The organism is Nocardioides renjunii, from assembly GCF_034661175.1.
Classification (GTDB): Bacteria; Actinomycetota; Actinomycetes; order Propionibacteriales; family Nocardioidaceae; genus Nocardioides; species Nocardioides renjunii.
This window is the reverse complement of sequence record NZ_CP141058.1, coordinates 591,645-614,498: the sequence shown is the minus strand read 5'-3', so window position 1 is coordinate 614,498 and position 22,854 is coordinate 591,645. Positions and strand designations below refer to the sequence as shown.

22 protein-coding genes are annotated in these 22,854 nt (G+C 72.4%); 3 read left to right on the top strand and 19 right to left on the bottom strand.

Features of this window, described 5'->3' with window-relative positions:
* Window positions 1-44 precede the first annotated feature (44 nt).
* From nuoK to SHK17_RS02815, 12 genes are all read right to left on the bottom strand, one after another.
* On the bottom strand, window positions 45-338 hold the full coding sequence (gene nuoK / locus SHK17_RS02870; RefSeq protein WP_172269528.1) for an NADH-quinone oxidoreductase subunit NuoK: 294 nt from the start codon (window positions 336-338) through the stop codon (window positions 45-47).
* Entirely contained in the window at window positions 335-1,147 is an 813-nt protein-coding gene (locus SHK17_RS02865) for an NADH-quinone oxidoreductase subunit J (RefSeq protein WP_172269526.1), read from the bottom strand. Before SHK17_RS02865 ends, nuoK begins: the two co-directional genes overlap by 4 nt.
* Window positions 1,147-1,776, bottom strand: a complete 630-nt coding sequence (gene nuoI, locus SHK17_RS02860) for an NADH-quinone oxidoreductase subunit NuoI (RefSeq protein WP_172269524.1) — start codon at window positions 1,774-1,776, stop codon at window positions 1,147-1,149. Before nuoI ends, SHK17_RS02865 begins: the two co-directional genes overlap by 1 nt.
* Complete coding sequence (gene nuoH / locus SHK17_RS02855) at window positions 1,769-3,118, bottom strand: NADH-quinone oxidoreductase subunit NuoH (protein ID WP_405030392.1); 1,350 nt, start codon at window positions 3,116-3,118, stop codon at window positions 1,769-1,771. The genes nuoI and nuoH overlap by 8 nt, the downstream gene beginning before the upstream one ends.
* Entirely contained in the window at window positions 3,115-5,586 is a 2,472-nt protein-coding gene (locus tag SHK17_RS02850) for an NADH-quinone oxidoreductase subunit G (protein ID WP_172269520.1), read from the bottom strand. Before SHK17_RS02850 ends, nuoH begins: the two co-directional genes overlap by 4 nt.
* Window positions 5,583-6,893, bottom strand: coding sequence for an NADH-quinone oxidoreductase subunit NuoF (gene nuoF, locus SHK17_RS02845; RefSeq protein WP_322922006.1), 1,311 nt, complete (start codon window positions 6,891-6,893; stop codon window positions 5,583-5,585). The genes SHK17_RS02850 and nuoF overlap by 4 nt, the downstream gene beginning before the upstream one ends.
* Window positions 6,890-7,618, bottom strand: a complete 729-nt coding sequence (gene nuoE, locus SHK17_RS02840) for an NADH-quinone oxidoreductase subunit NuoE (RefSeq protein ID WP_172269516.1) — start codon at window positions 7,616-7,618, stop codon at window positions 6,890-6,892. Before nuoE ends, nuoF begins: the two co-directional genes overlap by 4 nt.
* Entirely contained in the window at window positions 7,615-8,955 is a 1,341-nt protein-coding gene (locus tag SHK17_RS02835; RefSeq protein WP_172269514.1) for an NADH-quinone oxidoreductase subunit D, read from the bottom strand. Before SHK17_RS02835 ends, nuoE begins: the two co-directional genes overlap by 4 nt.
* Before the next feature lies 1 nt (window position 8,956).
* Entirely contained in the window at window positions 8,957-9,583 is a 627-nt protein-coding gene (locus tag SHK17_RS02830; RefSeq protein WP_253943342.1) for an NADH-quinone oxidoreductase subunit C, read from the bottom strand.
* A gap of 260 nt (window positions 9,584-9,843) precedes the next feature.
* On the bottom strand, window positions 9,844-10,398 hold the full coding sequence (locus tag SHK17_RS02825; RefSeq protein ID WP_322425038.1) for a NuoB/complex I 20 kDa subunit family protein: 555 nt from the start codon (window positions 10,396-10,398) through the stop codon (window positions 9,844-9,846).
* A gap of 2 nt (window positions 10,399-10,400) precedes the next feature.
* Window positions 10,401-10,760 (bottom strand): NADH-quinone oxidoreductase subunit A, encoded by a 360-nt coding sequence (locus SHK17_RS02820; RefSeq protein ID WP_172269508.1) that lies wholly within the window; start codon window positions 10,758-10,760, stop codon window positions 10,401-10,403.
* A 207-nt stretch (window positions 10,761-10,967) separates the two neighbouring features.
* Window positions 10,968-11,657, bottom strand: coding sequence for a demethylmenaquinone methyltransferase (locus tag SHK17_RS02815; protein ID WP_172269506.1), 690 nt, complete (start codon window positions 11,655-11,657; stop codon window positions 10,968-10,970).
* A 103-nt stretch (window positions 11,658-11,760) separates the two neighbouring features.
* On the opposite strand from SHK17_RS02815, the gene SHK17_RS02810 reads away from it, so the two are divergent.
* Window positions 11,761-12,792, top strand: a complete 1,032-nt coding sequence (locus SHK17_RS02810; RefSeq protein ID WP_322921015.1) for a L,D-transpeptidase family protein — start codon at window positions 11,761-11,763, stop codon at window positions 12,790-12,792.
* Between the two features lie 16 nt (window positions 12,793-12,808).
* Here SHK17_RS02810 and SHK17_RS02805 read toward each other — a convergent pair whose 3' ends face one another.
* The 3 genes from SHK17_RS02805 to SHK17_RS02795 all read right to left on the bottom strand — a co-directional run bounded on the left by SHK17_RS02805 (window position 12,809) and on the right by SHK17_RS02795 (window position 15,867).
* Window positions 12,809-13,174, bottom strand: coding sequence for a hypothetical protein (locus SHK17_RS02805; protein ID WP_172269504.1), 366 nt, complete (start codon window positions 13,172-13,174; stop codon window positions 12,809-12,811).
* Window positions 13,175-13,278: 104 nt separating this feature from the next.
* Entirely contained in the window at window positions 13,279-14,529 is a 1,251-nt protein-coding gene (locus SHK17_RS02800; protein ID WP_322921014.1) for an AMP-binding protein, read from the bottom strand.
* A gap of 156 nt (window positions 14,530-14,685) precedes the next feature.
* The gene (locus tag SHK17_RS02795) at window positions 14,686-15,867 is read right to left on the bottom strand and encodes an AMP-binding protein (protein WP_322921013.1); all 1,182 of its coding nucleotides are present in this window, start codon (window positions 15,865-15,867) and stop codon (window positions 14,686-14,688) included.
* Window positions 15,868-15,982: 115 nt separating this feature from the next.
* Here SHK17_RS02795 and SHK17_RS02790 point away from each other — a divergent pair, with 115 nt between their 5' ends.
* The gene (locus SHK17_RS02790; RefSeq protein ID WP_322921012.1) at window positions 15,983-17,224 is read left to right on the top strand and encodes an isochorismate synthase; all 1,242 of its coding nucleotides are present in this window, start codon (window positions 15,983-15,985) and stop codon (window positions 17,222-17,224) included.
* 37 nt (window positions 17,225-17,261) lie between these two features.
* On the opposite strand, the gene SHK17_RS02785 is transcribed toward SHK17_RS02790, so the two are convergent.
* Window positions 17,262-17,897, bottom strand: a complete 636-nt coding sequence (locus SHK17_RS02785; protein ID WP_322425044.1) for an MBL fold metallo-hydrolase — start codon at window positions 17,895-17,897, stop codon at window positions 17,262-17,264.
* Window positions 17,898-18,019: 122 nt separating this feature from the next.
* On the opposite strand from SHK17_RS02785, the gene SHK17_RS02780 reads away from it, so the two are divergent.
* Complete coding sequence (locus SHK17_RS02780) at window positions 18,020-19,219, top strand: glycoside hydrolase family 16 protein (RefSeq protein ID WP_322425045.1); 1,200 nt, start codon at window positions 18,020-18,022, stop codon at window positions 19,217-19,219.
* 46 nt (window positions 19,220-19,265) lie between these two features.
* On the opposite strand, the gene menD is transcribed toward SHK17_RS02780, so the two are convergent.
* From menD to SHK17_RS02765, 3 genes are read right to left on the bottom strand one after another with little or no spacing between them, the layout of a single operon-like run.
* Window positions 19,266-20,864 carry a 2-succinyl-5-enolpyruvyl-6-hydroxy-3-cyclohexene-1-carboxylic-acid synthase gene (gene menD, locus SHK17_RS02775; RefSeq protein ID WP_322921011.1) on the bottom strand — a complete coding sequence of 533 codons (1,599 nt, stop codon included), beginning with the start codon at window positions 20,862-20,864 and terminating at the stop codon, window positions 19,266-19,268.
* The gene (locus tag SHK17_RS02770) at window positions 20,861-21,802 is read right to left on the bottom strand and encodes an o-succinylbenzoate synthase (protein ID WP_172269490.1); all 942 of its coding nucleotides are present in this window, start codon (window positions 21,800-21,802) and stop codon (window positions 20,861-20,863) included. Before SHK17_RS02770 ends, menD begins: the two co-directional genes overlap by 4 nt.
* Window positions 21,802-22,821, bottom strand: coding sequence for an AMP-binding protein (locus SHK17_RS02765; RefSeq protein WP_322921010.1), 1,020 nt, complete (start codon window positions 22,819-22,821; stop codon window positions 21,802-21,804). The genes SHK17_RS02770 and SHK17_RS02765 overlap by 1 nt, the downstream gene beginning before the upstream one ends.
* Window positions 22,822-22,854 lie beyond the last annotated feature (33 nt).

Below are 22,854 nucleotides of genomic sequence, written 5' to 3'. Positions count from 1 at the left end.
CCGCCATGAGGACCGAGTGGGACAACAGGTTCACGAGTGCTCCCTCAGTACTTCAGCAGGCTGGCGTCGTCGACCGAGGCCGAGCGTCGCGTGCGGAAGATGGTCATGATGATCGCGAGCCCGATCACGACCTCGGCAGCCGCCACCACCATCACGAAGAAGGCGGTGATCTGGCCGTCGAGGTTGCCGTGCTGACGGGCGAAGGCGACGAACGCCAGGTTGCAGGCGTTGAGCATCAGCTCCACGCACATGAACACCACGATGGCGTTGCGGCGCACCAGGACGCCGACGCAGCCGATGGTGAAGAGGATCGCGGAGAGGATCACGTACTGGGTCACTTCACGTCCTCTTCGGTGTTCGCGGCCGCGCCGGCCTTGCCGGAGGTCTCCGGCATCGTGGCCGGGTCCCCGATCTGGCGGCGTACGTCGTCGATGTCGTCGGCGAGCGCGGGAGCCGAGCGGACCGTGCCGCGGGCGGCGAGCACCCGGGAGACCGACGACTCGGCGGCCGTGCCGTCGGGCAGCAGCGCCGGGGTGTCGACGGCGTTGTGCCGGGCGTAGACGCCGGGCGAGGGCAGCGGACCGGGGTGCTTGCCGTGCTCGGCGTAGTCGCGCATCCGCTTCGCGGCGAGGTCGGCCTGCGTGGCCTTCGGCGTGAGGCGCTCGCGGTGGGCGAGCACCATCGCGCCCAGCGCGGCGGTGATCAGCAGGGCGCTGGTCGCCTCGAAGGCGAAGACGTAGCGGGAGAACAGGATGTTGGCGATCGCCGGCACGTTGCCGCCGGCGTTGGCCTCGTCGAGGCCGACGACGGCACCCAGCGTGACCTGGCTGATGCCCACGACCAGCACGGTGCCGAACAGCAGGCCGAGGACGACCGCCATCACCCGCTGGCCGCGGATGGTCTCCACGATCGAGTCGGAGGCGTCGACGCCGATGAGCATCATCACGAAGAGGAACAGCATGAGGATGGCGCCGGTGTAGACGATGATCTGGACCGCGAAGAGGAACGGCGCGTCCAGGACGGCGTAGAGCACCGCCAGGCTGATCATCACCACGGCGAGGAGCAGCGCCGCGTGGACGGCCTTGCGGACGAAGAGGATGCCGAGGGCGGCGAGCACCATGATCGGGGCCAGGAGCCAGAAGGCCATCAGGACTCCTTCTCGGTCGAGCTGGTCCACTGCTCCTGGGCCTGCGCCTCGCCGCCGACGGTCGCCGGGTCGGCGGTCCGCCCGCTGTAGCTGCCGCGGTAGTAGTCGCCCTCGTCGTCGCCGAGCCGCATCGGGTGCGGCGGCTGCTCCATCCCGGGCAGCAGCGGCGCGAGCAGGTCGGACTTCTCGTAGATCAGGTCGGCGCGGTTGTTGTCGGCCAGCTCGTACTCGTTGGTCATCGTCAGCGCGCGGGTCGGGCACGCCTCGATGCAGAGCCCGCACAGGATGCAGCGCAGGTAGTTGATCTGGTAGACGCGGCCGTAGCGCTCACCCGGGCTGAAGCGCCCGGACCCGTCGGGCAGGTCGACGTTGGAGGCACCCTCGACGTAGATCGCGTCCGCGGGGCAGGCCCACGCGCACAGCTCGCAGCCGATGCACTTCTCGAGGCCGTCGGGCCAGCGGTTCAGCTGGTGCCGGCCGTGGAAGCGCGGGGCGGTGGGGAGCTTCTCGAACGGGTACTGCTCGGTGACGACCTTCTTGAACATCGTCCGGAAGGTGACGCCGAACCCCGCGATCGGGTCCCAGAGGCTCTCCTTGACGCTCTTCGAGCCGGAGCTGGACTCACTCATGGTTCTCCTCCGCTGAAGCGGTGACGGTGGTGCGTCCCCCCGGCGAGTGGGTGAACGTCAGCGGCTGCGCGCCCCCGCGGACGGCGCCGCCGGCGGGCATGGGCGGGACGGGGAAGCCGCCGGCGAACGCGTCGTGCGGCTCGTCGGCTTCCTCGGCCCGGGTGTCGTCGTCCTTGTCGCCGCTGTCGCCGAGGAACATCAGCCCGACGGTGAGCACGAGCAGGACGGCGATCGCCGCCACGAGGTAGGTGCGGTTGATGTTGCCCTCGAGCGAGATGACGCGGATGGTGGCCACGGCCACGATCCAGGCCAGCGAGACCGGGATGAGGACCTTCCAGCCCAGCGCCATGAACTGGTCGTAGCGCATGCGGGGCAGCGAGCCGCGCAGCCAGACGAACAGGAAGATGAAGATGAAGACCTTGCCGAAGAACCAGAGCAGGGGCCAGTAGCCGCTGTTGGCGCCCTCCCACACGTTCTCGATGCCCCACGGAGCGGCCCAGCCGCCGAGGAACAGCGTGGTGGCGATGGCCGACACGGTCGCGAGGTTGATGTACTCGGCGAGGAAGAACAACGCGAACTTGAGGCTGGAGTACTCGGTGTGGAAGCCGCCGACCAGCTCGCCCTCGGCCTCGGGGAGGTCGAAGGGCGCGCGGTTGGTCTCGCCGACCATCGAGATCACGTAGATGACGAACGACGGCAGCAGGATCAGCCCGAACCACAGGCGGTCCTGCGCGGCGACGATCTCCGAGGTCGACATGGAGCCGGCGTAGAGGAACACCGCGACCAGCGCCAGGCCCATCGCGACCTCGTAGGAGATCATCTGCGCGCTCGAGCGGAGGCCGCCGAGCAGCGAGTACGTCGACCCGGACGACCAACCGCCGAGCACGATGCCGTAGATGCCGATCGAGGCGATGGCGAGCATGAACAGCACGGCCACCGGCATGTCGGTCAGCTGGAGCGGGGTCTCGTGGCCGAAGAAGTTGACCACCGGCCCGAACGGGATGACCGCCCAGGTGATGAACGCGGGGACGACCGCGATCACCGGCGCGATGAGGAAGACGACCTTGTCGGCCGCCTTGGGGATGATGTCCTCCTTCAGCGCGAGCTTCACGCCGTCGGCCAGCGACTGCAGCAGGCCGAAGGGACCGTGCACGTTGGGGCCGATGCGGTGCTGCATCCGGGCCACGACCCGGCGCTCGAACCAGATGTTGAACAGCGTCAGCAGCACCAGGGTCAGGAAGATGAAGACGGCCTTGAGCGCGATGACCCACCACGGGTCCTGGCCGAAGGCGGCCAGGCCGGGGTCGGGCAGCTCGGCTGCCAGCGGGAGGATGCTCGTCACTTCGTGGCTCCCTTCAGGGCCAGACCGGTGCTCTCGACCGACGCCGCCTGTCGCAGCGTCACCGGGCTGCCCGGCGAGGCGAGGTCGGCCAGGACGCCGCGGCCGAAGGACCGCGCCGGGACCCAGACCACGTCGTCGGGCAGGTCGGCGATGAGGACCGGCAGCGTGACGCTGCCGCGGTCGCCGGAGACGGTGGCCAGCTGCTCGCGGCCGGGCTCGCCCTCGAGCAGGCCGAACACCGACTCGTACGTCGCCCGGCTCACGCGCACGACGGGCGTGCGGCCGGTCGCGCGCAGGTGCGCCTCGCCGTCCTGCATCGAGCCGAGGTCGACCAGCTGCTTCCAGGTGGCGAGGGCCAGGGCTCCGGCACCGCGCCTGCCCTTGGCGGCGCGCGGCGGCTTGCCGGCGTCGTGCGCCGGGCGGGCGCCGTCCCACGGGCCGAGCGACTGCATCTCGGCGCGCACGTCGGCGACCGTGCGGAAGCCGAGCGGGCGGCCCAGCTCCTGCGCGATGCCGGCGAGGACGCGCAGGTCCGGCAGCGACGAGGGGTTGGCGAAGACGGCCTCGAACGCGCGCGGGCGGGCGTCCCAGGTCACGAAGGTGCCGGCCTTGTCGGCCACCGGGGCGACCGGGAGGACGACGTCGGCGACTCGGGTCACGTCGGTCTCGCGCAGCTCGAGGCTGACCACGAACCCGGCCGCGTCGAGCGCGGCCCGGAAGGCGGCGGGGTCGGCGGTGTCGTCGGGGTCCACGCCACCGACCACCACTCCCCCGAGCTCACCCTTGGCGAGGGCGGCGACGATCGCGTTGCCGTCGCGACCGACCTTGGCGGGCAGCGTGTCGACGCCCCACGCGGCGGCGAGGTCGACGCGCGCAGTGGCCTCGGTGACGGGACGACCGCCGGGCAGCAGGTTGGGCAGCGCACCGGCCTCGACGGCACCGCGGTCGCCGGCGCGGCGCGGGACCCAGGCCAGCCGGGCTCCGGTGCCGGCGGCGAGCTCGGCTGCGGCGGTGAGGGCACCGTGGGTGCCGGCCAGGCGCTCGCCGACGAGGATGATCGCGTCCTTGGTGACGCCGTGCTCGGCGTCGCGGAGCGAGCCGATGACCTCGACCTCGGTGCCGGGCACCGCCGGCACGAGCCGGCCCTTCATCTTGCGCAGGCCGCGCGAGGTGTAGGGGGCGACGGAGACCACCTGCGTACGTCCGCGCTGGGCGGCCTTGCGCAGGCGCAGGAAGATGGTGGCGGCCTCGTCCTCGGGCTCGAGGCCGAGCAGCACGACGACCGGCGCGGCCTCCAGGTCGGCGTAGGTCACGCCGCCCGTGAGCGCCACGTGCGAGGCCAGGAAGCTGGCCTCCTCGGCGCTGTGCGGGCGGGCACGGAAGTCGACGTCGTTGGTGCCGAGCGCGACGCGGGCGAACTTGGCGTAGGCGTAGGCGTCCTCGGCGGTCACGCGACCGCCGGTGAGGACGGCGGCGGCACCGGCGGCGCGCAGGCCGCGGGCGGCCACGGCGAACGCCTCGGGCCACGACGCGGGCCGGAGCTCGCCGTCCTCGCGGACCTGCGGGTAGGTGATCCGGTCCTCGACCTGCGTGTAGCGGAAGCCGAACCGGTCCTTGTCGCTGATCCACTCCTCGTTGACCTCGGGGTCGTTGCCCGCGAGGCGCCGCATCACCTTGCCGCGCCGGTGGTCGATGCGGATCGCGGCACCGCAGGCGTCGTGCTCGGCGACGCCGGGGTTGGAGACGAGGTCGAAGGGACGCGAGCGGAAGCGGTAGTCGGCCGAGGTGAGCGCACCCACCGGGCAGATCTGGATCGCGTTGCCGGAGAAGTAGCTCTCGTAGGGCTCGCGCTCGTAGATCGCGACCTGCTGCAGCGCACCACGCTCGGCCAGGGCGATGAACGGGTCACCGGCGATCTGCTCGGAGAAGCGGGTGCAGCGCGCGCAGAGCACGCAGCGCTCGCGGTCGAGCAGGACCTGGGCGGAGATGTGGATCGGCTTGGGGAACGTGCGCTTGATGCCACCGGAGTGGGCGAAGCGGCTCTCGCCCCGGCCGTTGCTCATCGCCTGGTTCTGCAGCGGGCACTCGCCGCCCTTGTCGCAGACCGGGCAATCGAGCGGGTGGTTGATCAGCAGGAACTCCATGACGCCCTGCTGGGCCTTGTCGGCCACCTCGCTGGTCGCCTGGGTGTTGACGACCATGCCCTCGGCGACCGGCAGCGTGCAGGAGGCCTGCGGCTTGGGGAAGCCACGGCCGTTGCCGGCGTCGGGGATGTCGACCAGGCACTGGCGGCAGGCGCCGACCGGGTCGAGCAGCGGGTGGTCGCAGAAGCGCGGGATCTGCACGCCCACCTGCTCGGCGGCGCGGATGACCAGCGTGTCCTTGGGGACGCTGACCTGGACGCCGTCGATGGTGAGCGTGACCAGGTCGGTGCCGACCGTGTCGGGCGCCTTGTCGGTCGCAGTCATGCATGTGCTCCAGCGGGTGCGAAGGCGGTCGAGGCGGCGGCGTCGAAGGGGCAGCCGCCGTGGGTGAGGTGGGCGAGGTACTCGTCGCGGAAGTGCTGGATCGAGCTCGAGATCGGGCTCGTGGCGCCGTCGCCGAGCGCGCAGAACGAGCGGCCCAGGATGTTGTCGCACTGGTCGAGGAGCAGATCGAGGTCGGCCTCGCTCCCCTGCCCCTTCTCCAGCCGGGCCAGCGTCTGGGTCAGCCACCACGTGCCCTCGCGGCACGGGGTGCACTTGCCGCAGGACTCGTGCTTGTAGAACTCCGTCCAGCGCAGCACCGCGCGGACCACGCAGGTGGTCTCGTCGAACAGCTGCAGCGCGCGGGTGCCGAGCATCGAGCCGGCCGCACCGACGGACTCGAAGTCGAGCGGCACGTCGAGGTGCTCGGGCGTCAGGAGCGGGGTGCTCGACCCGCCCGGCGTCCAGAACTTCAGCTCGTGGCCCTCGCGCATGCCGCCGGCCAGGTCGATGAGCTCGCGCAGGGTGATGCCCAGCGGGGCCTCGTACTGGCCGGGGGTCCGCACGTGGCCGGACAGGCTGAAGATGCCGAAGCCGTTGGACTTCTCGGTGCCCATGCCCGCGAACCACTCCGGGCCGTTGACGATGATGCTCGGGACCGAGGCGATCGACTCGACGTTGTTGATCACGGTCGGGCTGGCGTAGAGGCCGGCGACCGCGGGGAACGGCGGACGCAGCCGCGGCTGGCCGCGGCGGCCCTCGAGGCCCTCGAGCAGCGCCGTCTCCTCACCGCAGATGTAGGCGCCGGCGCCGGCGTGGACGACCAGGTCGAGGTCGTAGCCCGAGCCGTGGATGTTGCTGCCGAGGTGGCCGGCCAGGTAGGCCTCCTGCACCGCGCGCTGCAGGCGTCGTACGACGTGGAGGACCTCGCCGCGGACGTAGATGAACGCGGTGTGGGCGCGGATGGCGTAAGCGCTGACGATGACGCCCTCCACCAGCGTGTGCGGGCTGGCCATCATGAGCGGGATGTCCTTGCAGGTGCCCGGCTCGGACTCGTCGGCGTTGACGACGAGGTACTTGGGCCGCGGGTTGTCCTGCGGGATGAAGCCCCACTTCATGCCGGTGGGGAAGCCGGCGCCGCCGCGGCCGCGCAGGCCCGACTCCTTGACGGCGTCGATCACGTCGTCGGGGGCCATGGCGAAGGCCTTGTCGAGCGCCGCGTAGCCGCCGCGCTCCTCGTAGGCCGCCATGGTCCAGGCGCGCTCGGTGTCCCAGTTGTCGGTGAGGACCGGGGTGAGTGTTCCCATCAGCTGTCTCCCTTGTCCTGGGTGGCCGAGGTGCGAGCCGTGTCGGAGGGCTCCGGAGCCGTCCAGCCCTTCTCGCGGGCGATGGTGAGGCCGGCCAGCGAGGCGGGGCCGGCGGTCGGTCCCTCGTCGGCACGGTCGTCGGGGAAGCCGGCGAGGACCCGCTCGGCCTCGCGCCAGGTGCACAGCCGCGGGCCGCGCGTGGAGTGGACGGGGGTGCCGGCTCGCAGGTCGTCGACCACCTGGACGGCGGACTCCGGGGTCTGGTTGTCCATGAACTCCCAGTTGACCATCATCACCGGGGCGTAGTCGCAGGCCGCGTTGCACTCGACGTGCTCGAGGGTGATCTTCCCGTCGGCGGTCGTCTCGTCGTTGCCGACGTCGAGGTGGTCCTTGAGCCGCTCGAAGATGAGGTCGCCGCCCATCACCGCGCACAGCGTGTTGGTGCAGACGCCGACGTGGTAGTCGCCGACCGGCTTGCGCTTGTACATCGTGTAGAAGGTCGCGACCCCGTTGACCTCGGCGGCGCTGATGCCGAGGACCTCGGCGCAGGCCTCGATGCCCTCGGGCGTGATCCGGCCCTGCACCGACTGCACGAGGTGCAGCATCGGCAGCAGGCCCGAGCGGGCCTCGGGGTAGCGGGCCGCGATCTCGCGCAGCTCGGCGAGGGTCGTGGCGTCGAGGGCGTCAGGCGCCGAGGTGTGCCCCCCGGCAGTCTGCTCGGTGCTCATCGGTCGACTCCTCCCATGACGGGGTCGATGGAGGCGATCGCGACGATGACGTCGGAGACCATGCCGCCCTCGCTCATCACGCTGGTGGCCTGCAGGTTGGTGAACGACGGGTCCCGGAAGTGCGCCCGGAAGGGACGCGTCCCGCCGTCGGAGACGACGTGGGCGCCGAGCTCACCGCGGGGGGACTCGATCGGCACGTAGGCCTGACCGGCGGGGACCCGGAAGCCCTCGGTGACCAGCTTGAAGTGGTGGATCAGCGCCTCCATCGACTCGCCCATGATGTGGCGGATGTGGTCGAGGCTGTTGCCCATGCCGTCGCTGCCGATGGCGAGCTGGCTGGGCCAGGCGATCTTCTTGTCGCCCACCATGACCGGGGCGCCCTCGAGGCCGGCGAGGCGGTCGGCCGCCTGCTCGACGATCTTGAGCGACTCCGACATCTCGTTGAGCCTGATCCGGAACCGGCCGTAGGAGTCGCAGGTGTCCCAGGTCTGGACCTCGAAGTCGTAGTCCTCGTAGCCGCTGTAGGGCTGGGTCTTGCGCAGGTCCCAGGCGTAGCCGGTCGAGCGGAGCACCGGACCGGTGATGCCGAGCGCGATGCACCCGGCGAGGTCGAGGCGGCCGACGTCGACGAGGCGGCCCTTGAAGATCGGGTTGGCGTTGCAGAGCGCGGCGTACTCGTGCAGGCGCTTCTTCATCAGGGCGATGAAGTCGCGGATCTCGTCGAGGGCACCGGGCGGCAGGTCCTGGGCGACGCCGCCGGGGCGGATGAAGGCGTGGTTCATCCGCAGGCCGGTGATGAGCTCGAAGAGGTCGAGCACCAGCTCGCGCTCGCGGAAGCCGATCGTCATCACCGTCAGCGCGCCGATCTCCATGCCGCCGGTCGCGATGGCGACGAGGTGGGAGGAGATGCGGTTGAGCTCCATGAGGAGCACGCGCATGACCTGCGCCTTCTCGGGGATGTCGTCCTCGATGTCGAGCAGCCGCTCGACGCCGAGCACGTAGGTCATCTCGTTGTAGAACGGGGAGAGGTAGTCCATGCGGGTGCAGAAGGTCACGCCCTGCACCCAGGAGCGGTACTCCATGTTCTTCTCGATGCCGGTGTGCAGGTAGCCGATGCCGCAGCGGGCCTCGGTGACCGACTCGCCCTCGAGCTCGAGGATGAGCCGGAGCACGCCGTGGGTGGAGGGGTGCTGCGGGCCCATGTTGACCACGACGCGCTCCTCGGCGGACTCGCCGATGCTCTGGGTGATCGAGTCCCAGTCCTGGCCGGTGACCGTGAAGACGCGGCCCTGGCTGGTCTCGCCGCCTGCCGCGTAGAAGTCCTGGTCGGTGCTCATGTCAGTTGTAGCTCCTGCGCTGGTCGGGCGGCGGGATGCTGCCGCCCTTGTACTCCACGGGGATGCCGCCCAAGGGGTAGTCCTTGCGCTGCGGGTGGCCCGGCCAGTCGTCGGGCATGAGGACGCGCGTGAGTGCGGGGTGGCCGTCGAAGACGAGCCCGAACATGTCGTAGGTCTCGCGCTCGTGCCAGTCGAGGGTGGGGTAGATGCTCACCAGGCTGGGCACGTGCGGGTCGCTGTCGGGAGCGGTGACCTCGAGCCGGATCAGCCGGTTGTGGGTCATCGAGGTCAGGTGGTAGACCGCGTGCAGCTCCCGGCCGGTGTCCTCGGGGTAGTGCACGCCGCTCACGCCGGAGCAGAACTCGAAGCGCAGCGCCTCGTCGTCACGCAGCATCTGCGCGACGAACGGCAGGTCCTCGCGGCGGACGTGGAAGGTGATCTCGCCGCGGTGAACCACGACGCTCTCGATGGCCGTCATCAGCTCGGTGGCGGCGAGCCGCGCCTCGAGGGCGTCGGCGACCTCGTCGAACCAGCCGCCGTAGGGCCGCGCCGACGGAGCGGGGAACACCTTGCCGGCGACGAGTCCTCCGTAGCCGGAGGTGTCACCCGTGCCGGTGACGCCGAACATGCCGTGGCGCTCGCCGACCGCGCGGACCTCGCCGGTGGGAGCAGGCACGTTCTCGGGCGACTGGTCGGGAGCGGGCTGCGCGACACCGCTGCCGGTGCCCGTCTCGTCCTTGGCCTCCTCGAGGTTGCGCTCCTCCGCGGGACGGGCCGACTCGTTGGCGTCGGCCTTGTCGTCGGACTCGTCCGAGGCCTGGCCCGCGACCTTCTCGTCGACCTTCTCCTCGGGGGTGTCGGCGGCCTGCTGGTCGGGCTTGTCGTCGCTCATCGCAGCAGGCCCCTCATGTCGGAGGTCGGCAGGGCGCGCAGGGCGTTGGTCTCGAGCTCGGCGACCTCGTTGCGACGGTTGACGCCGAGCTTGGTCTGCTGGACCTGGTCGTGCAGCTTGAGGATCGCGTCGATGAGCATCTCCGGGCGGGGCGGGCACCCGGGGAGGTACATGTCGACCGGGACGACGTGGTCGACGCCCTGGACGATGGCGTAGTTGTTGAACATGCCACCCGACGAGGCGCACACGCCCATGGCGAGCACCCACTTGGGCTCGGGCATCTGGTCGTAGATCTGGCGCAGGACGGGGGCCATCTTCTGGCTCACGCGCCCGGCGACGATCATCAGGTCGGCCTGGCGGGGGCTGGCCCGGAAGACCTCCATGCCGAAGCGGCCGAGGTCGTACTTGGGGCCGCCGCTCGTCATCATCTCGATGGCGCAGCAGGCGAGGCCGAAGGTCGCGGGCCAGAACGAGGCCTTGCGCATGTAGCCGGCCACGCCCTCCACCGTGGTGAGCAGGACGCCGCTCGGCAGCTTCTCTTCCAGTCCCATGATCAGTCCCAATCCAGTCCGCCGCGGCGCCACACGTAGGCGTAGGCGACGAAGACAGTGGCGATGAACAAGACCATCTCGACGAGTCCGAACAGGGCCATCTGGTCGAAGTGCACGGCCCACGGGTAGAGGAAGATGATCTCGATGTCGAAGACGATGAACAGCATCGCCGTGATGAAGTACTTGACCGGGAAGCGGCCGCCGCCGACGGGCTGCGGGGTCGGCTCGATGCCGCACTCGTAGGAGTCGAGCTTCGCCCGGTTGTAGCGCTTGGGACCCACGAGGGCGCTCATGATCACGGAGAAGACCGCGAAGCCCGTCGCGATGAGTGCCAGCGCCAGGATCGGCGTGTAGAGATCCATCGCTTTCCTTCCGGTGCCTGCGCCGGCGGAGTGGAGCATGTGGCTTTGTGAATGTCTTCACGAGTGGCGCGCGCCACAGTGTAGATCTCCGATGCGGCGTGCGTCACGTCGGGGGCCGGACCACTCACACCCGCGTTGACCTGCGCATTTAATGCACGCAGGCGTGCCCTAATTCACCTCGCGGGAGCCCCGCTCGGACGGACCCGCTCAGGCGGTGGCGCGGTGCAGCGCGACGATGCCGCCGGTGAGGTTGCGCCACTCGGGGCGCTTCCAGCCCGCCTCCGCCACCATCGCGGCGAGCTCGGGCTGGTCGGGCCAGGCGCGGATGGACTCGGCCAGGTAGACGTACGCGTCCGGGGCGCTCGCCGTCACCGACGCGATCCGCGGGAGCGCCCGCATCACGCCGTCGAGGTAGACGGTGCGCAGCGCACCGTTGACCGGGCGGCTGAACTCGCACACGACGAGCCGGCCGCCGGGGCGGGTGACGCGGCGCATCTCGCGCAGGCCCGCGAGCGGGTCGACGAAGTTGCGCAGGCCGTAGGAGATGGTGACCGCGTCGAAGGTGTCGTCGAGGAAGGGCAGCCGCGTGCCGTCGCCGGCCACGAACGGCAGCCCCGGGCGGACCTTGCGGCCCTGCCGGAGCATCCCGACCGAGAAGTCACAGGGCACCGCGGTGGCGCCGTGCGCGGCGAAGGGCTCGCTCGAGGAGCCGGTGCCGGCGGCGAGGTCCAGGACCAGGTCGCCGCGCCGGGGGGCGACGGCCGCGACCATCGAGCGGCGCCAGCTGCGCTGGATCCCGGCGGTCATGAGGTCGTTGGTGAGGTCGTAGCGCCGGGCCACGGTGTCGAACATGCGACGTACGTCGGTCGGTTGCTTGTCCAGGTCAGCGCGGGCCACGCGGCGAGCGTAGGCGTCCGAGCCCCGGTCACGGCAACGTGGGGGTGTCGCCGGACGTCCCTACACTCGTCACGTCGATGGCCGCTCCCGGGGGAGGACCCACATGCCACGCCACACGCCGTTCCGCGCCCGCGCGCTCCTGGCGGCCCTGCTCTGTGGGGTCACCGGCCTCGCCGCCGTCGTGACCGCCGGTCCCGCAGCGGGCTCGTCGGTCAGCCCGTCGGTGAGCGCCGCGTCGTCGTCAGCCGGTGCGTTCGCCCCGCTCCGTCTCGGCGACCGCGGTTGGGCGGTGCGGGTGCTGCAGAGCCGGCTGCACCAGCTCGACCTCCACTCCGAGGTCGTGACCAGCCGCTTCGACGCGGAGACCCGCGACGGCGTGGCCACCTTCCAGCGCCGCCGCGGCTGGACCTCGGACGGCGTCGTCGACGAGCGCACGTGGCGCAGGATCGTCGCGCTGACCACCGAGCCGACCACCGAGGCGCTGCACAACGTCTACACGCCCGGCCGCCCGCTGCTGCAGCGCGGCGACAGCGGCCTCCGGGTCAGGCAGGTACAGGCCCGCCTGCAGCAGGCGCGGCTCTACGACGGCGAGGTCACCGGCCGGTTCTCCGCCCGGACGGTGGCCGCCGTGCAGGCCTTCCAGACCCGGCAGCGGATCCCCGTCACCGGCGAGGTCGACCGGCGGACGCTGACCCGGCTGGAGGGCAGCACCCGCGCGCCGACTCGGGCCGAGCTCTTCAACATCGTGGCGCAGGGCCCCCCGCTCGACCCACGGTGCACCACGGGCCGCGCGATGTGCATCGACAAGACCTCGCGCTCGCTGCGCTGGGTGGTCGACGGGGTCGTGCTCGAGACGGTGGAGGTGCGCTTCGGCTCCGACGAGCTGCCCACCCGTGAGGGCGCCTTCTCGGTCTTCCGCAAGTCGCGCGACCACGTCTCGAGCCTCTACGACACCCCGATGCCGTTCGCGATGTTCTTCTCCGGCGGGCAGGCGGTGCACTACTCCCCCGACTTCGCCGCCAACGGCTACGACGGCGCCTCGCACGGGTGCGTCAACGTGCGCGACCGCGCGAAGGTGGCGTGGCTGTTCGACCGGGTCAGGCTCGGCGACAAGGTGATCGTCCACCGATCCTGACCGGTCGCAGCCGCGCTCAGATCTCGAGCTGGTTGGCCAGCGACGACAGCTTGTGCCGCGCCATGGCCAGGTTCGCCCGGCTCTTGTCGAGCACCAGGTAGATGAACAGCCCCGGGTGGTCCTTGGGCAGGTTGATCAGGTGGTAGGCCTTGCCCAGGGTGATGAGGATGTCGTCGATGGTGTCGTTGAGGCCGAGGCTCTCCATGGTGCGCATCTTGGCGCGGACGACGTCGGTGTTGCCGGCGGCCGCCACGTCGAGGTTGAGGGCGCTGGCGTCGCCGGCCTGGCCCAGGGCCATGCCCGACTGGTAGTCCACGAGGAGGGCGGCGACGGCGCCGTCGATGTTCACGGCCTCCTTGAGGATCACGTCAACGTTGGTCATGTCATTTCCTTTGTTCTCATCCCGACCAGGGTGGTCGGGAAGTGTGTGGGGGGAGCTGCCGGCGCGACGCCGGATGCTCCCGGTGAGGCGGCTGCGGCGCTCGCTCACGACGCGGCCTCGCGCGCCTTGGCGAGCAGCAGCTTGTCGAGGAACGACTCGCCGCCGATGAGGGACAGGGAGGGCAGCACGAAGGCCGACTCGTCCGGCTCGGGCTGCGTCGTCTCGCGCTCCGTCTCGAGCTGGAACTCGCGCGCCGGCTCGCGCCGGGCCCGCCGCGGCAGGTCCGCGGCGTCGCCGAGCACGACCGGCGGCGGGACCGGGAGGTCGGCGGGGAGGAGGGCGGGGGTGCCGGTCCCGGACACGCGGGCGCCGCCCGCGGTGAACGCCTTCTGCACGACGTCGGGGACGTCGGCTGCCACCACCGACGCGAGGTTGCCGCCAGCCCAGGCCCGCAGCGTCGCGGGGTCGGCCGCGCGCGCCCGTCCCGGGCGACGCCGGCGGTGGTCCCCGGCGGCGGCGGTCGCGAGCAGGCCGGGCATCGCCGCGACGGCGTCCTGGCCGAGCGCCAGGACGCTCGGCCGCACCGCGGCCATGGCCGCGGGCAGGTCGGCCGGGGCGGCCACGTGCAGCAGGGCGCCGCCGGACTCGAGGTGGGCGTCGCGGACCTGCTGCACGAAGGGGTCGGCGAGGTCGCCGCAGAGCAGCGCGACGCCGTCGCCCGGGACGAGCTCCCCGGCCCGGTCCGCGTCAGCGACGCGGCCGAGCGGCGCCCCGGACCGCAGCACCCGGGCGGTGGTCCCCGCCGGGTCGACCACCCGGTCCGCGCGGTCCACGGCGTCGGGGTCCATCACGAGCCGCTCGGCGCCGAGCTCGAGGAGCCGGTCCCAGCCGCGGCCGCCGCCGAGGGCGAAGACCATCGCGGAGGGCAGGGGCAGGCCCACCAGCCGCTGGAGCTCCGACTCGTCCTCGCAGACGACCAGGCGTACGTCGGCACCGGCCAGCCGGCGGGCCAGCTCGTCGGCACCCACCTCGGGCGACACGTGGACGACGACGGCACCGACCGCGCGCAGGGCGACGTCGAGCTCGGGCACCCCGTGGCCGGCCGGGAGGAGCGACAGCACGACCTGGTCGGGCCGCAGCCCGCTGCGGACGAGCCCGGCCGCTGCCCGCTCGACGGCGTCCTCGACCTGCGACCACGAGCGCGCCTCGAGGGCATCGACCGGGCCGACGAGGAAGGCGGTGTCACCTCCGTGCTCCGCGGCACGGGCCCTCACCCGGCGCCGTGCCGACGGCGCGAGCTGTGCTCGTACGCCGTGCGGCAGCGCCGAGGCGCGAGCCTGCGGGATGAAGGCCACCTGGGAGCTCCTCTGAGTACTGGTTGAATGTGCAACCAGCATTCCGCGCAGTCCGTGCCTCCGGATGGGCGTTTTACCCGTTCGTGGTCAGGTCGTCGACGAGCCGTGGAACGAACGCCCGGTCCGTGAGACCGCCGTCACGCGCCGTCATACCCTCTAGGAGGGGGCGAGGGAGAACGCGGAGTCGAGCTCCTGACCGGCGCGACCGCGCCGCGGGAGGGAGGTCGCGTCGACCACGGTGACCGGGGCCGGGGCCGGGACGGGGACCACGGCGTGCTCGTCGGCGAGGTGCAGCCGGACGGCCGGGTGGTGCGCGATCCGGCCGAGCCGGAAGCCCAGCGTCGTGGCGAGGGAGCTGATCGTCCGGTTGACGCGGGCGTCGAGGGCGAGCACCCGCACCCGTCCGCCCCACCACGGGGCCAGTGCCGACACGTCGTCGGCGAGCCTGCGGGCACGCGAGCCGAGCCTGGCCTCGGCGACCCGGGCCGAGGTCGCCTCGAGCACCTCCCGCGGGGTCGGGTGCCACGGCGCGCCCGCGACGGTCCCGGCCTCGACGAGGTCCTCGAGCACCCGGGCGGCGGCGTGGTCGAGCAGGACGTGCGTCGGCGAGAAGTGGGCGAGGGCGCCCTCGAGGTCCTCGGGGTGCTCGACCCACGCCAGCGTGCACCCCGCGGTCAGGTGCGCGTCGCGGACGACCGTGGTGAACCGGTCGGTCGCCTCCCCGGTGAGCACGACGACGTCGTCGGCGGTGAGGTCGGCGAGCGTGCCGGAGGACTCGGGTCGGAACAGCCAGGCCTCGCTCTTCTCGCGCGGCAGGCCGAGCACCGCGCTCGACGGGGCGCCCACGCGGACGGAGTCGACCCAGGACAGGAGCTCGGGCTGGCGCTTGCGTCGCTCGAGGCCCATGGCCCGCAACCGCTCCCAGGACCGGTCGTCGCACTCGAACAGCTGGGCCTCGAGCAGGGCGGCCCGGCGCAGGAGGAAGAGCCGGCTCTCGTCGTCGACGATGACGAGGCGGACCTCGATCTCGTCGAGGAGGCGGCCCACCTCGGCGGCGTCGAGGTGCTCGGGCAGGAGCAGCGGCACGGCGCCAGCGACGCGGGTGGCCAGCTCGAGCTCGACCTGCCGGATGCCGGTCGGCACCCTGATGACGACGACCTGGCCCGGGTTGACGCCGGCCTCGATCATGCCCGCGGCGCCGTCGATGACGTGGCGGTAGAGCTCGTTCCAGGTCAGCGTGCTCCACGCCCGGCCGTCGCGCTCGGCGACCGCCACCTCGAGGGCGCGGTTGCGAGCGTGGCGTGTCAGCCGCGTCAGCGGCGATTCCTGAACGGGCACCTGCGCCTCCCTGGCTCGTGTACCGCCGCAACGTAGGCCAGGAGCCCCTCTCCTGTTCACGGATTCGTCGATCTCCGCACGGCCGGCTCGGTGCCCCGGCGTAGGCTCCCCCCTCGTGACGACCCCCTCGTCCGCTCCCACCGCGCCCCTCGTCGTGCGCACCGTCGCGGTGGACCTGGCGGACCTCCCCCTCCTCGACCTGCTGCCGGCGCAGGAGCCGGTCAGCTGGCTGCGCCGCGGCGAGGGCCTGGTGGGCTGGGGCGTCGCCGCGCGCCTCGAGACGTCCGGCCCGACCCGGTTCAGCGACGCCGTGAAGTGGTGGTCCGAGACCGTGGCACGCGCCGAGGTCGAGGACCTCGTCGGGGAGCCCGGCACGGGACTGGTCAGCTTCGGCACCTTCGCCTTCGCCGACGAGCCCGGCGACTCGGCGCTGGTCGTCCCGCAGGTCGTGGTCGGCCGGCGTGCCGGTCGCACGTGGCTGACCACCGTCTCGGTCGACGCACCGGACCTGGCCCCGGCGCCCGTGCCCGACCCGCCCGTCGGCCTCGTCTTCTCCGACGGCGCCCGCAACGGCGACGAGTGGATGAGCGTCGTCGCCGAGGCCGTCGGCCGGATCTCCGCGGGCGACCTGGAGAAGGTGGTCCTGGCCCGCGACCTCATCGCCACCACCGACGAGCCGCTGGACGTGCGCTGGCCGCTGCGCCGCCTCGCCGAGCAGTACGAGATGTGCTGGACGTTCCACGTCGACGGCCTGTTCGGGGCCACCCCGGAGATGCTGGTGCGGCGCGAGCGCGGCCTGGTGACCTCACGGGTGCTGGCCGGCACGATCCGGCGTACGGGTGACGACGGGCGCGACATGGCGCTCGCGGCCACCCTGGCGCGGTCGTCGAAGGACCTGGAGGAGCACGAGTACGCCGTGCGCTCGGTCGCCGACGCGCTCGAGCCGCACTGCTCGTCGATGAACGTGCCCGAGGCGCCGTTCGTCCTGCACCTGCCCAACGTGATGCATCTGGCCACCGACGTGAACGGCGTCGTGCACGACGCCGCCACGTCGCTGCAGCTGGCCGAGTCGCTGCACCCGTCGGCGGCCGTCGGCGGCACCCCCACCGCGGCGGCCACGGACCTGATCGCGGAGATCGAGGGGATGCCGCGCGACCGCTACGCCGGGCCGGTCGGCTGGATGGACGCCTCCGGCGACGGCGAGTGGGGCATCGCGCTCCGCTCGGCGATGGTCATCGACGGCGGCGTGCGGCTCTTCGCCGGCTGCGGCATCGTGGCGAGCTCCGACCCCGAGGCGGAGCTGGCCGAGTCGCAGGCCAAGTTCGTGCCGGTGCGCGACTCCCTCGGCGCGGACTGACCCGCGGACCGACCCGCGGACCGACCCCGGACCGACCTCAGAGGTCCTGGCCGGGCTCCCGGCGCTCGAACGACTGGCCGGCCGGCAGCAGGTTGCCCATGTGCGTGGCGACCATGTCGAGGCCGATGTCGCTGTAGACGCAGTCGTGGATGCCCAGCGACCTCGGCGCCGCGACCTCGCGGACGAAGTCGACGGCCTCCGCCACCTTGAGCCACGGCGCGCTGACCGGGGCGAGCAGCACGTCGACGGCACGGCCGGGCGGGGTGAGGGCGTCGCCCGGGTGGTAGACGCTGGTCCCGCCCGACTCGAGGACGTAGCCGGAGTTGTCGAACCGGTCGTAGTCGGGGTGGATGACCGCGTGCTTGTGCCCCACCACCTCGACGGCCGTGCCCGCCACCTCGAGCCGGTCGCCCGGGCGGACGACGGTGACGCGCTCGGCGACCTCGGGCGCCTGGTCACGCAGCAGCCGCTCCACCGCCGCGATCGTCCAGACGGGCACGTCCGTGCCGCGGAGGTGGTCGGGGTGCACGTGGTCGGCGTGCTCGTGCGTGATCAGGACGGCGTCGGCGCCCGCGAGCGCGGCCGCGTCGGTGAAGACGCCCGGGTCGATGACGACGACGCCGCCGTCACCCTCGATGCGCACGCACGCATGACCGAACTTGGTGATCCTCATGACACGCAGCCTAGGCGGCGAATCGTCTCCCGCACGGGGTGCGCGGTTATGGTGGTCGCGCCTCCGACTGGGTGGAGTGCCCTGGGGGAAAGCCAATCGCACCCGAGACGAAGAGAGTTCACATGTCTGCACGCCGCGTGCTCGCAGGCAGCGTCGCCGCGCTGCTCCTGCCCGCGTCCCTGCTCCTGACGACCGAGACCGGATCGGCCACCGACTCGGCGGCTCGCGCCGCCTCGACGTCGACCGCCGAGAAGGCCGGCCAGAAGATCTCGCTGGAGGTGCTGCCGCAGATCGTCCAGCAGGGCCGGGGCGCCGCCAGCGCGAGCTCCGCGAAGGCTGCCGTGACCGCGACGATCAAGCCGGTCAAGGTGGGTCGCAAGGTCGTCCTCGAGCAGCTCAACGGCTCGTCGTGGACGAAGGTCGCCACCGCCAAGCAGGAGAAGTCGGGCCGCGCCCACTTCGCCGCACTGGTCTCCAAGGGCGGCCTGCCCCTGACCTACCGCGCCACCGCTCAGAAGGCCGGCGGCCTCAAGGCCGTCACCAGCACCAGCCAGGACACCTCGCAGTGGGTCACCCCGACCTTCACCGACGAGTTCTCCGGCGGCTCGCTGTCCTCCGTGTGGAGCATGCGCGGCCAGGACTACGAGAAGCAGAGCAAGCGCGCCTGCTCCAAGGGCTCGCCGAAGGCCGTCAAGGTCGGCGGCGGCGCGCTGCGCCTCAGCGTCATCAAGGACCGCTCGGCCAAGGGCAAGTGCACGGCGAAGTCCCGCAAGGTGACCAAGAAGATCAGCTACCGCCTCAACGGCCACGTCGGCACCGCCAACGCCTTCAGCTTCCGCTACGGCGTCGCCGCCGCGCGCATCAAGATGCACAAGCTCCAGGGCCAGCACGCCAGCTTCTGGCTGCAGCCCAACGGCGAGAACCAGCCGGGCAGCGACGGCCACGAGATCGACGTCATCGAGTACTTCGGCGACAAGCACCCGCAGGGCGGCCTCACCAGCTTCATCCACTGGTACAAGGGCAAGCGCCTGATCAAGACGGGCTCGTGGATCAAGGACTCGAAGTCGTTCCTGAAGAACAAGGGCGACGGCTGGTCGAAGAACTACCACGTGTTCTCGGTCCAGTGGACCCCGAAGGCGATCATCTTCCGCATCGACGGCAAGGAGACCTGGCGCACGTCGGCCCGCGTCTCCAAGGCGCAGCAGTACCTCATCCTGAGCCTGCTCGCCTCCGACTACGAGGCCCTCGAGATGAACGACAAGAAGCTGCCGCAGCACATGTACGTCGACTGGGTCCGCGTGTGGGAGACCCCGCAGCCCTGATCGACTGACCAGCAGGCACCAGCACCACGATCCGCGCGTTGTCCCCTCAGGGGGACAGCGCGCGGATCCTTTTCTCCAGGTCCGCGCGGTTGTCGCGGCGCACGCGCGCCTCGACCACCTCGATGCCACCGTTGGGCGTCGCGAGCGCCTGCTCGAGCTCCGGCAGGCTCCGCACGGCGAGGTGCGGCACCCGGGCGGCGGCGCACAGGCTGCCCAGGTCGGCGCCGTGCGGGGTGCCGAACAGCGTGTCGAAGCGGTCGGCGTACTCGGGCGCGCCCTGCTCGAGCGTCGCGAAGATCGAGCCGCCGTCGTCGTTGACCACCACGATGGTCAGGTCGGGCCGCGGCTCGCGCGGGCCGAGGAACAGCCCGGTCGTGTCGTGCAGGAACGTCACGTCGCCCATCAGCGCCAGCGCCCGCGTGGACTGCGGCCGGCCCAGCGCCGCGCCGATCGCCGAGCTCGCGGTGCCGTCGATGCCGGCGAGGCCGCGGTTGGCGATGACCTTGCGGCGCCCCCCGACCTCGTAGCGGGCGACCATCAGGTCGAGGTCGCGGACGGGGTTGGAGGCGCCGACGAACAGCAGCCCGCCCGGTGGCAGCGCCCGGCTCACGGCGCCGGCCACCTCGTGGGGGGTGAGGTCGGGCTCCGCGGCGAGCAGCCGGTCGAGCTGCTGCGAGACGGAGCGGTCCGCGCTGCGCCACTCGTCGAGCCACGACCGGTCGGTCTCGTCCGTGGCCAGGAGGTGGACCGCCTCGTGGTCCACCGGGAACGGGCGTCGGGTCCACATGCCGCGGTGGTGCGCGGACACGACCTCGACGTCCGGGCGTGCGAGCAGGCGCGCGACCGGGCGGGACAGCGTCGGGTGGCCGAGCACGGCCACGCGCTCGACCCGCGCGCCGAGCGCGCCGTCGAGGAGGAGCCGGTAGGCGCGGATCGCGTTGTCGCCGGTGCGGCACCCGCTCGACGGCTCGGCGAGGAGCGGCCACCCGGCGCGCTCGGCGATCACCCGGGCGACCGGACCGGCGTCGTCGCCGGCCACCACGACCGTGCGCGGGCCGGGGGCCAGCAGGTGCTGGGTCTGCACCGGGCCGAGGTCGGGGTCGACCCACTCGGGCACGCTGCCGACGTCCCAGCCGTCGTCGGGGAGGAGCGGGTCGTCGAGCTGCACGTTGAGGTGCAGCGGCCGCCGGTGCCGGTGCCGGCGGAGGAAGGCCAGCTGCTCGTCGAGGTCGGCGGCGGCCACGTCGAGGGTGGGCGCGAAGGCGCCGAAGACGCCGGCCTGCTCGGTGGTCTGGTTGGCGCCCGTTCCCCGGAGCCGGGCCGGACGATCAGCCGTGACCGCGACCAGCGGGATCCCGGCGTGGGCGGCCTCCATGACGGCCGGCAGCAGGTTGGCGACGGCGGTGCCGGAGGTGCACACGACCGCCGCCGGTTCGCGGGTGACCTTCGCCAGCCCCAGCGCGAGGAACCCGGCCGTGCGCTCGTCGATCCGCGTGTGCAGGCGCAGGGCACCCGCCTGCGCGGCGTCGAAGAGCGCGAACGACAGTGGTGCGTTGCGGGACCCCGGCGCGAGCACCGCCTCCCGCGCCCCGGCGCCGCGGAGCGCCGTGACCACGGCCCGGGCGAGCTCCGTCGAGTCGTTCACGAGGAGCGATCCTGCCCTACCGACGCGAGCCGGTCGCGCCAGTGGGCCGCCCGGTCGTCGGGAGCGGCGAGCCGGGCGAGCGCCGCCTCGTCCACCTCCGGCCGACCCACCCGCAGCACGCCGTCGACCGGGAGCATCGGGGCGAGCGCCACGTCGTCCGTCAGCAGCTGCACGGTGGCGAGCCCGCAGGCGTGGTGCAGCTCCGGGAGGGCCGCCGCCAGCGCGACCCCGGCGGCGATCCCCACGCTCGACTCCACGGCGCTGGAGACGACGACCGGCATCCCGATGTCCTCCGCGATCCGTAGGCACGCGCGCACCCCGCCGAGGGGCTGGACCTTGAGCACGGCGATGTCGGCGGCCTCGAGGTCGCGGACGCGGTAGGGGTCCTCGGCACGCCGGATCGACTCGTCGGCGGCGACCGGCACCCGCACCCGCCGGCGTACGACGGCAAGGTCCTCCACCTCCGCGACGGGCTGCTCGACGTACTCCAGGCCGCCGGCCGCCCGGTCGAGCGCCGCGACCGCGCGGACGGCCTCGTCGACGTCCCAGCCCCCGTTGGCGTCGACCCGGACGAGGCCGTCCGGGCCGAGCGCGTCGCGCACCGCCTCGACCCGGGCGAGGTCGTCGGCGAGGCTCTGCCCGCGCTCGGCGACCTTGACCTTTGCGGTGCGGCAGCCGCCGGCCGTGACGATGGCATGGGCGTGCGCGGGGTCGGTGGCCGGGACCGTGACGTTGACCGGCACGTGGTCGCGCAGCGGCTCGGGCCAGCCCTGGTCGGCGGACTCGCGCGCGCAGGCGAGCCACGGGCGCGAGGTGGCGTCGTCGTACTCCAGGAACGGCGACCACTCCCCCCATCCGGCGTCCCCGCGCAGCAGGACGCCCTCGCGGACGGTGATGCCGCGGAAGCGGGTGCGCAGGGGGATCGAGAAGACGTGCATCAGAGGCCGGCCTGCAGGGCCTGGCGGTCGACCTTGCCGTTGGGCAGCAGGGGCAGGCGCTCGACCCGGTGGAACTCACGCGGCGCCCAGGACCGGGGGTGGTGCACGCTGACCCAGTCGCGCAGCTCCGCGTCGCGGGCCGTGCCGACCAGGACCGCGACGACCCTGTGGCCCCACTCCGGGTCCGGCACGCCGAACACCTCCGCCTGCTGCACGAGCAGGTGCTCGCGCAGGCGCTCGGCGACCGTGGAGAGCGGGACCTTGACCCCGCCGCTGACGACGACGTCGTCGATGCGGCCGACGACGCGGAGCCGGCCGTCCTCGTCGAAGCGGCCCGCGTCGGAGGTCAGGAACCAGCCGTCGACGACGCTCTCGGCCGTCAGGTCCGGGTCGTCGTGGTAGTGGCTGAACAGCGTCGGGCCCGCGATCCGGATGCGACCGTCCGCACCGATCGTGACCCCGACGCCGTCGAGCGGGAGACCGTCGTAGACACAGCCACCGGCCGTCTCCGAGGACCCGTAGGTGGTCACCACCCGGACCCCCCGGTCCTCCGCGCGCCGACGCAGGGCCGGGTCGAGGCCACCGCCGCCGACGAGCACCGTGTGGCAGCGGGCGAGCGCCGCCAGCTGCTCGGGGTCGGCCAGGATCCGGTGCAGCTGGGTGGGGACCAGCGAGACGAACGCCGGGACGTCGGAGTCGCCGGCGGCCAGGGCGGTCGCGATGTCGAGCCCCTCGACGACCGTCGGCGCGTGCCCGGCGACGAGCGAGCGGACGACGACCTGCACCCCGGCGACGTACGACGACGGGAGCGCGAGCAGCCAGCGCCCCGACGCGCCGAGCCGGCGGGCCGAGGCGCCCACGCTGGCGAGCACGGCCCGCCGCGGGACCACCACGCCCTTGGGCCTGCCGGTGGAGCCGGAGGTCTCGATCAGCAGCGGGTCGGGGACGTCCTGCTCGAGCCACCGCGACAGCTGCCGGACCGCGATCGCGGGCTCGTCCGAGGGTCGGAGGAAACTCACACGACGAACGCTAACCGGTCTGCGACCATCGGG

Bases quoted from the DNA above. Each gene is read 5' to 3' on its own strand.
- SHK17_RS02810 (WP_322921015.1), top strand. From the start codon at position 11,761: ATGCCACGCCACACGCCGTTCCGCGCCCGCGCGCTCCTGGCGGCCCTG.
- SHK17_RS02780 (WP_322425045.1), top strand. From the start codon at position 18,020: ATGTCTGCACGCCGCGTGCTCGCAGGCAGCGTCGCCGCGCTGCTCCTG.
- SHK17_RS02830 (WP_253943342.1), bottom strand. From the start codon at position 9,583: ATGTTCGGCGTCACCGGCACGGGTGACACCTCCGGCTACGGAGGACTC.
- SHK17_RS02785 (WP_322425044.1), bottom strand. From the start codon at position 17,897: ATGAGGATCACCAAGTTCGGTCATGCGTGCGTGCGCATCGAGGGTGAC.
- SHK17_RS02825 (WP_322425038.1), bottom strand. From the start codon at position 10,398: ATGGGACTGGAAGAGAAGCTGCCGAGCGGCGTCCTGCTCACCACGGTG.
- nuoI (WP_172269524.1), bottom strand. From the start codon at position 1,776: ATGAGTGAGTCCAGCTCCGGCTCGAAGAGCGTCAAGGAGAGCCTCTGG.
- SHK17_RS02805 (WP_172269504.1), bottom strand. From the start codon at position 13,174: ATGACCAACGTTGACGTGATCCTCAAGGAGGCCGTGAACATCGACGGC.
- SHK17_RS02850 (WP_172269520.1), bottom strand. From the start codon at position 5,586: ATGACTGCGACCGACAAGGCGCCCGACACGGTCGGCACCGACCTGGTC.
- SHK17_RS02835 (WP_172269514.1), bottom strand. From the start codon at position 8,955: ATGAGCACCGACCAGGACTTCTACGCGGCAGGCGGCGAGACCAGCCAG.
- SHK17_RS02865 (WP_172269526.1), bottom strand. From the start codon at position 1,147: ATGGCCTTCTGGCTCCTGGCCCCGATCATGGTGCTCGCCGCCCTCGGC.
- SHK17_RS02820 (WP_172269508.1), bottom strand. From the start codon at position 10,760: ATGGATCTCTACACGCCGATCCTGGCGCTGGCACTCATCGCGACGGGC.
- nuoE (WP_172269516.1), bottom strand. From the start codon at position 7,618: ATGAGCACCGAGCAGACTGCCGGGGGGCACACCTCGGCGCCTGACGCC.
- SHK17_RS02770 (WP_172269490.1), bottom strand. From the start codon at position 21,802: ATGCACGTCTTCTCGATCCCCCTGCGCACCCGCTTCCGCGGCATCACC.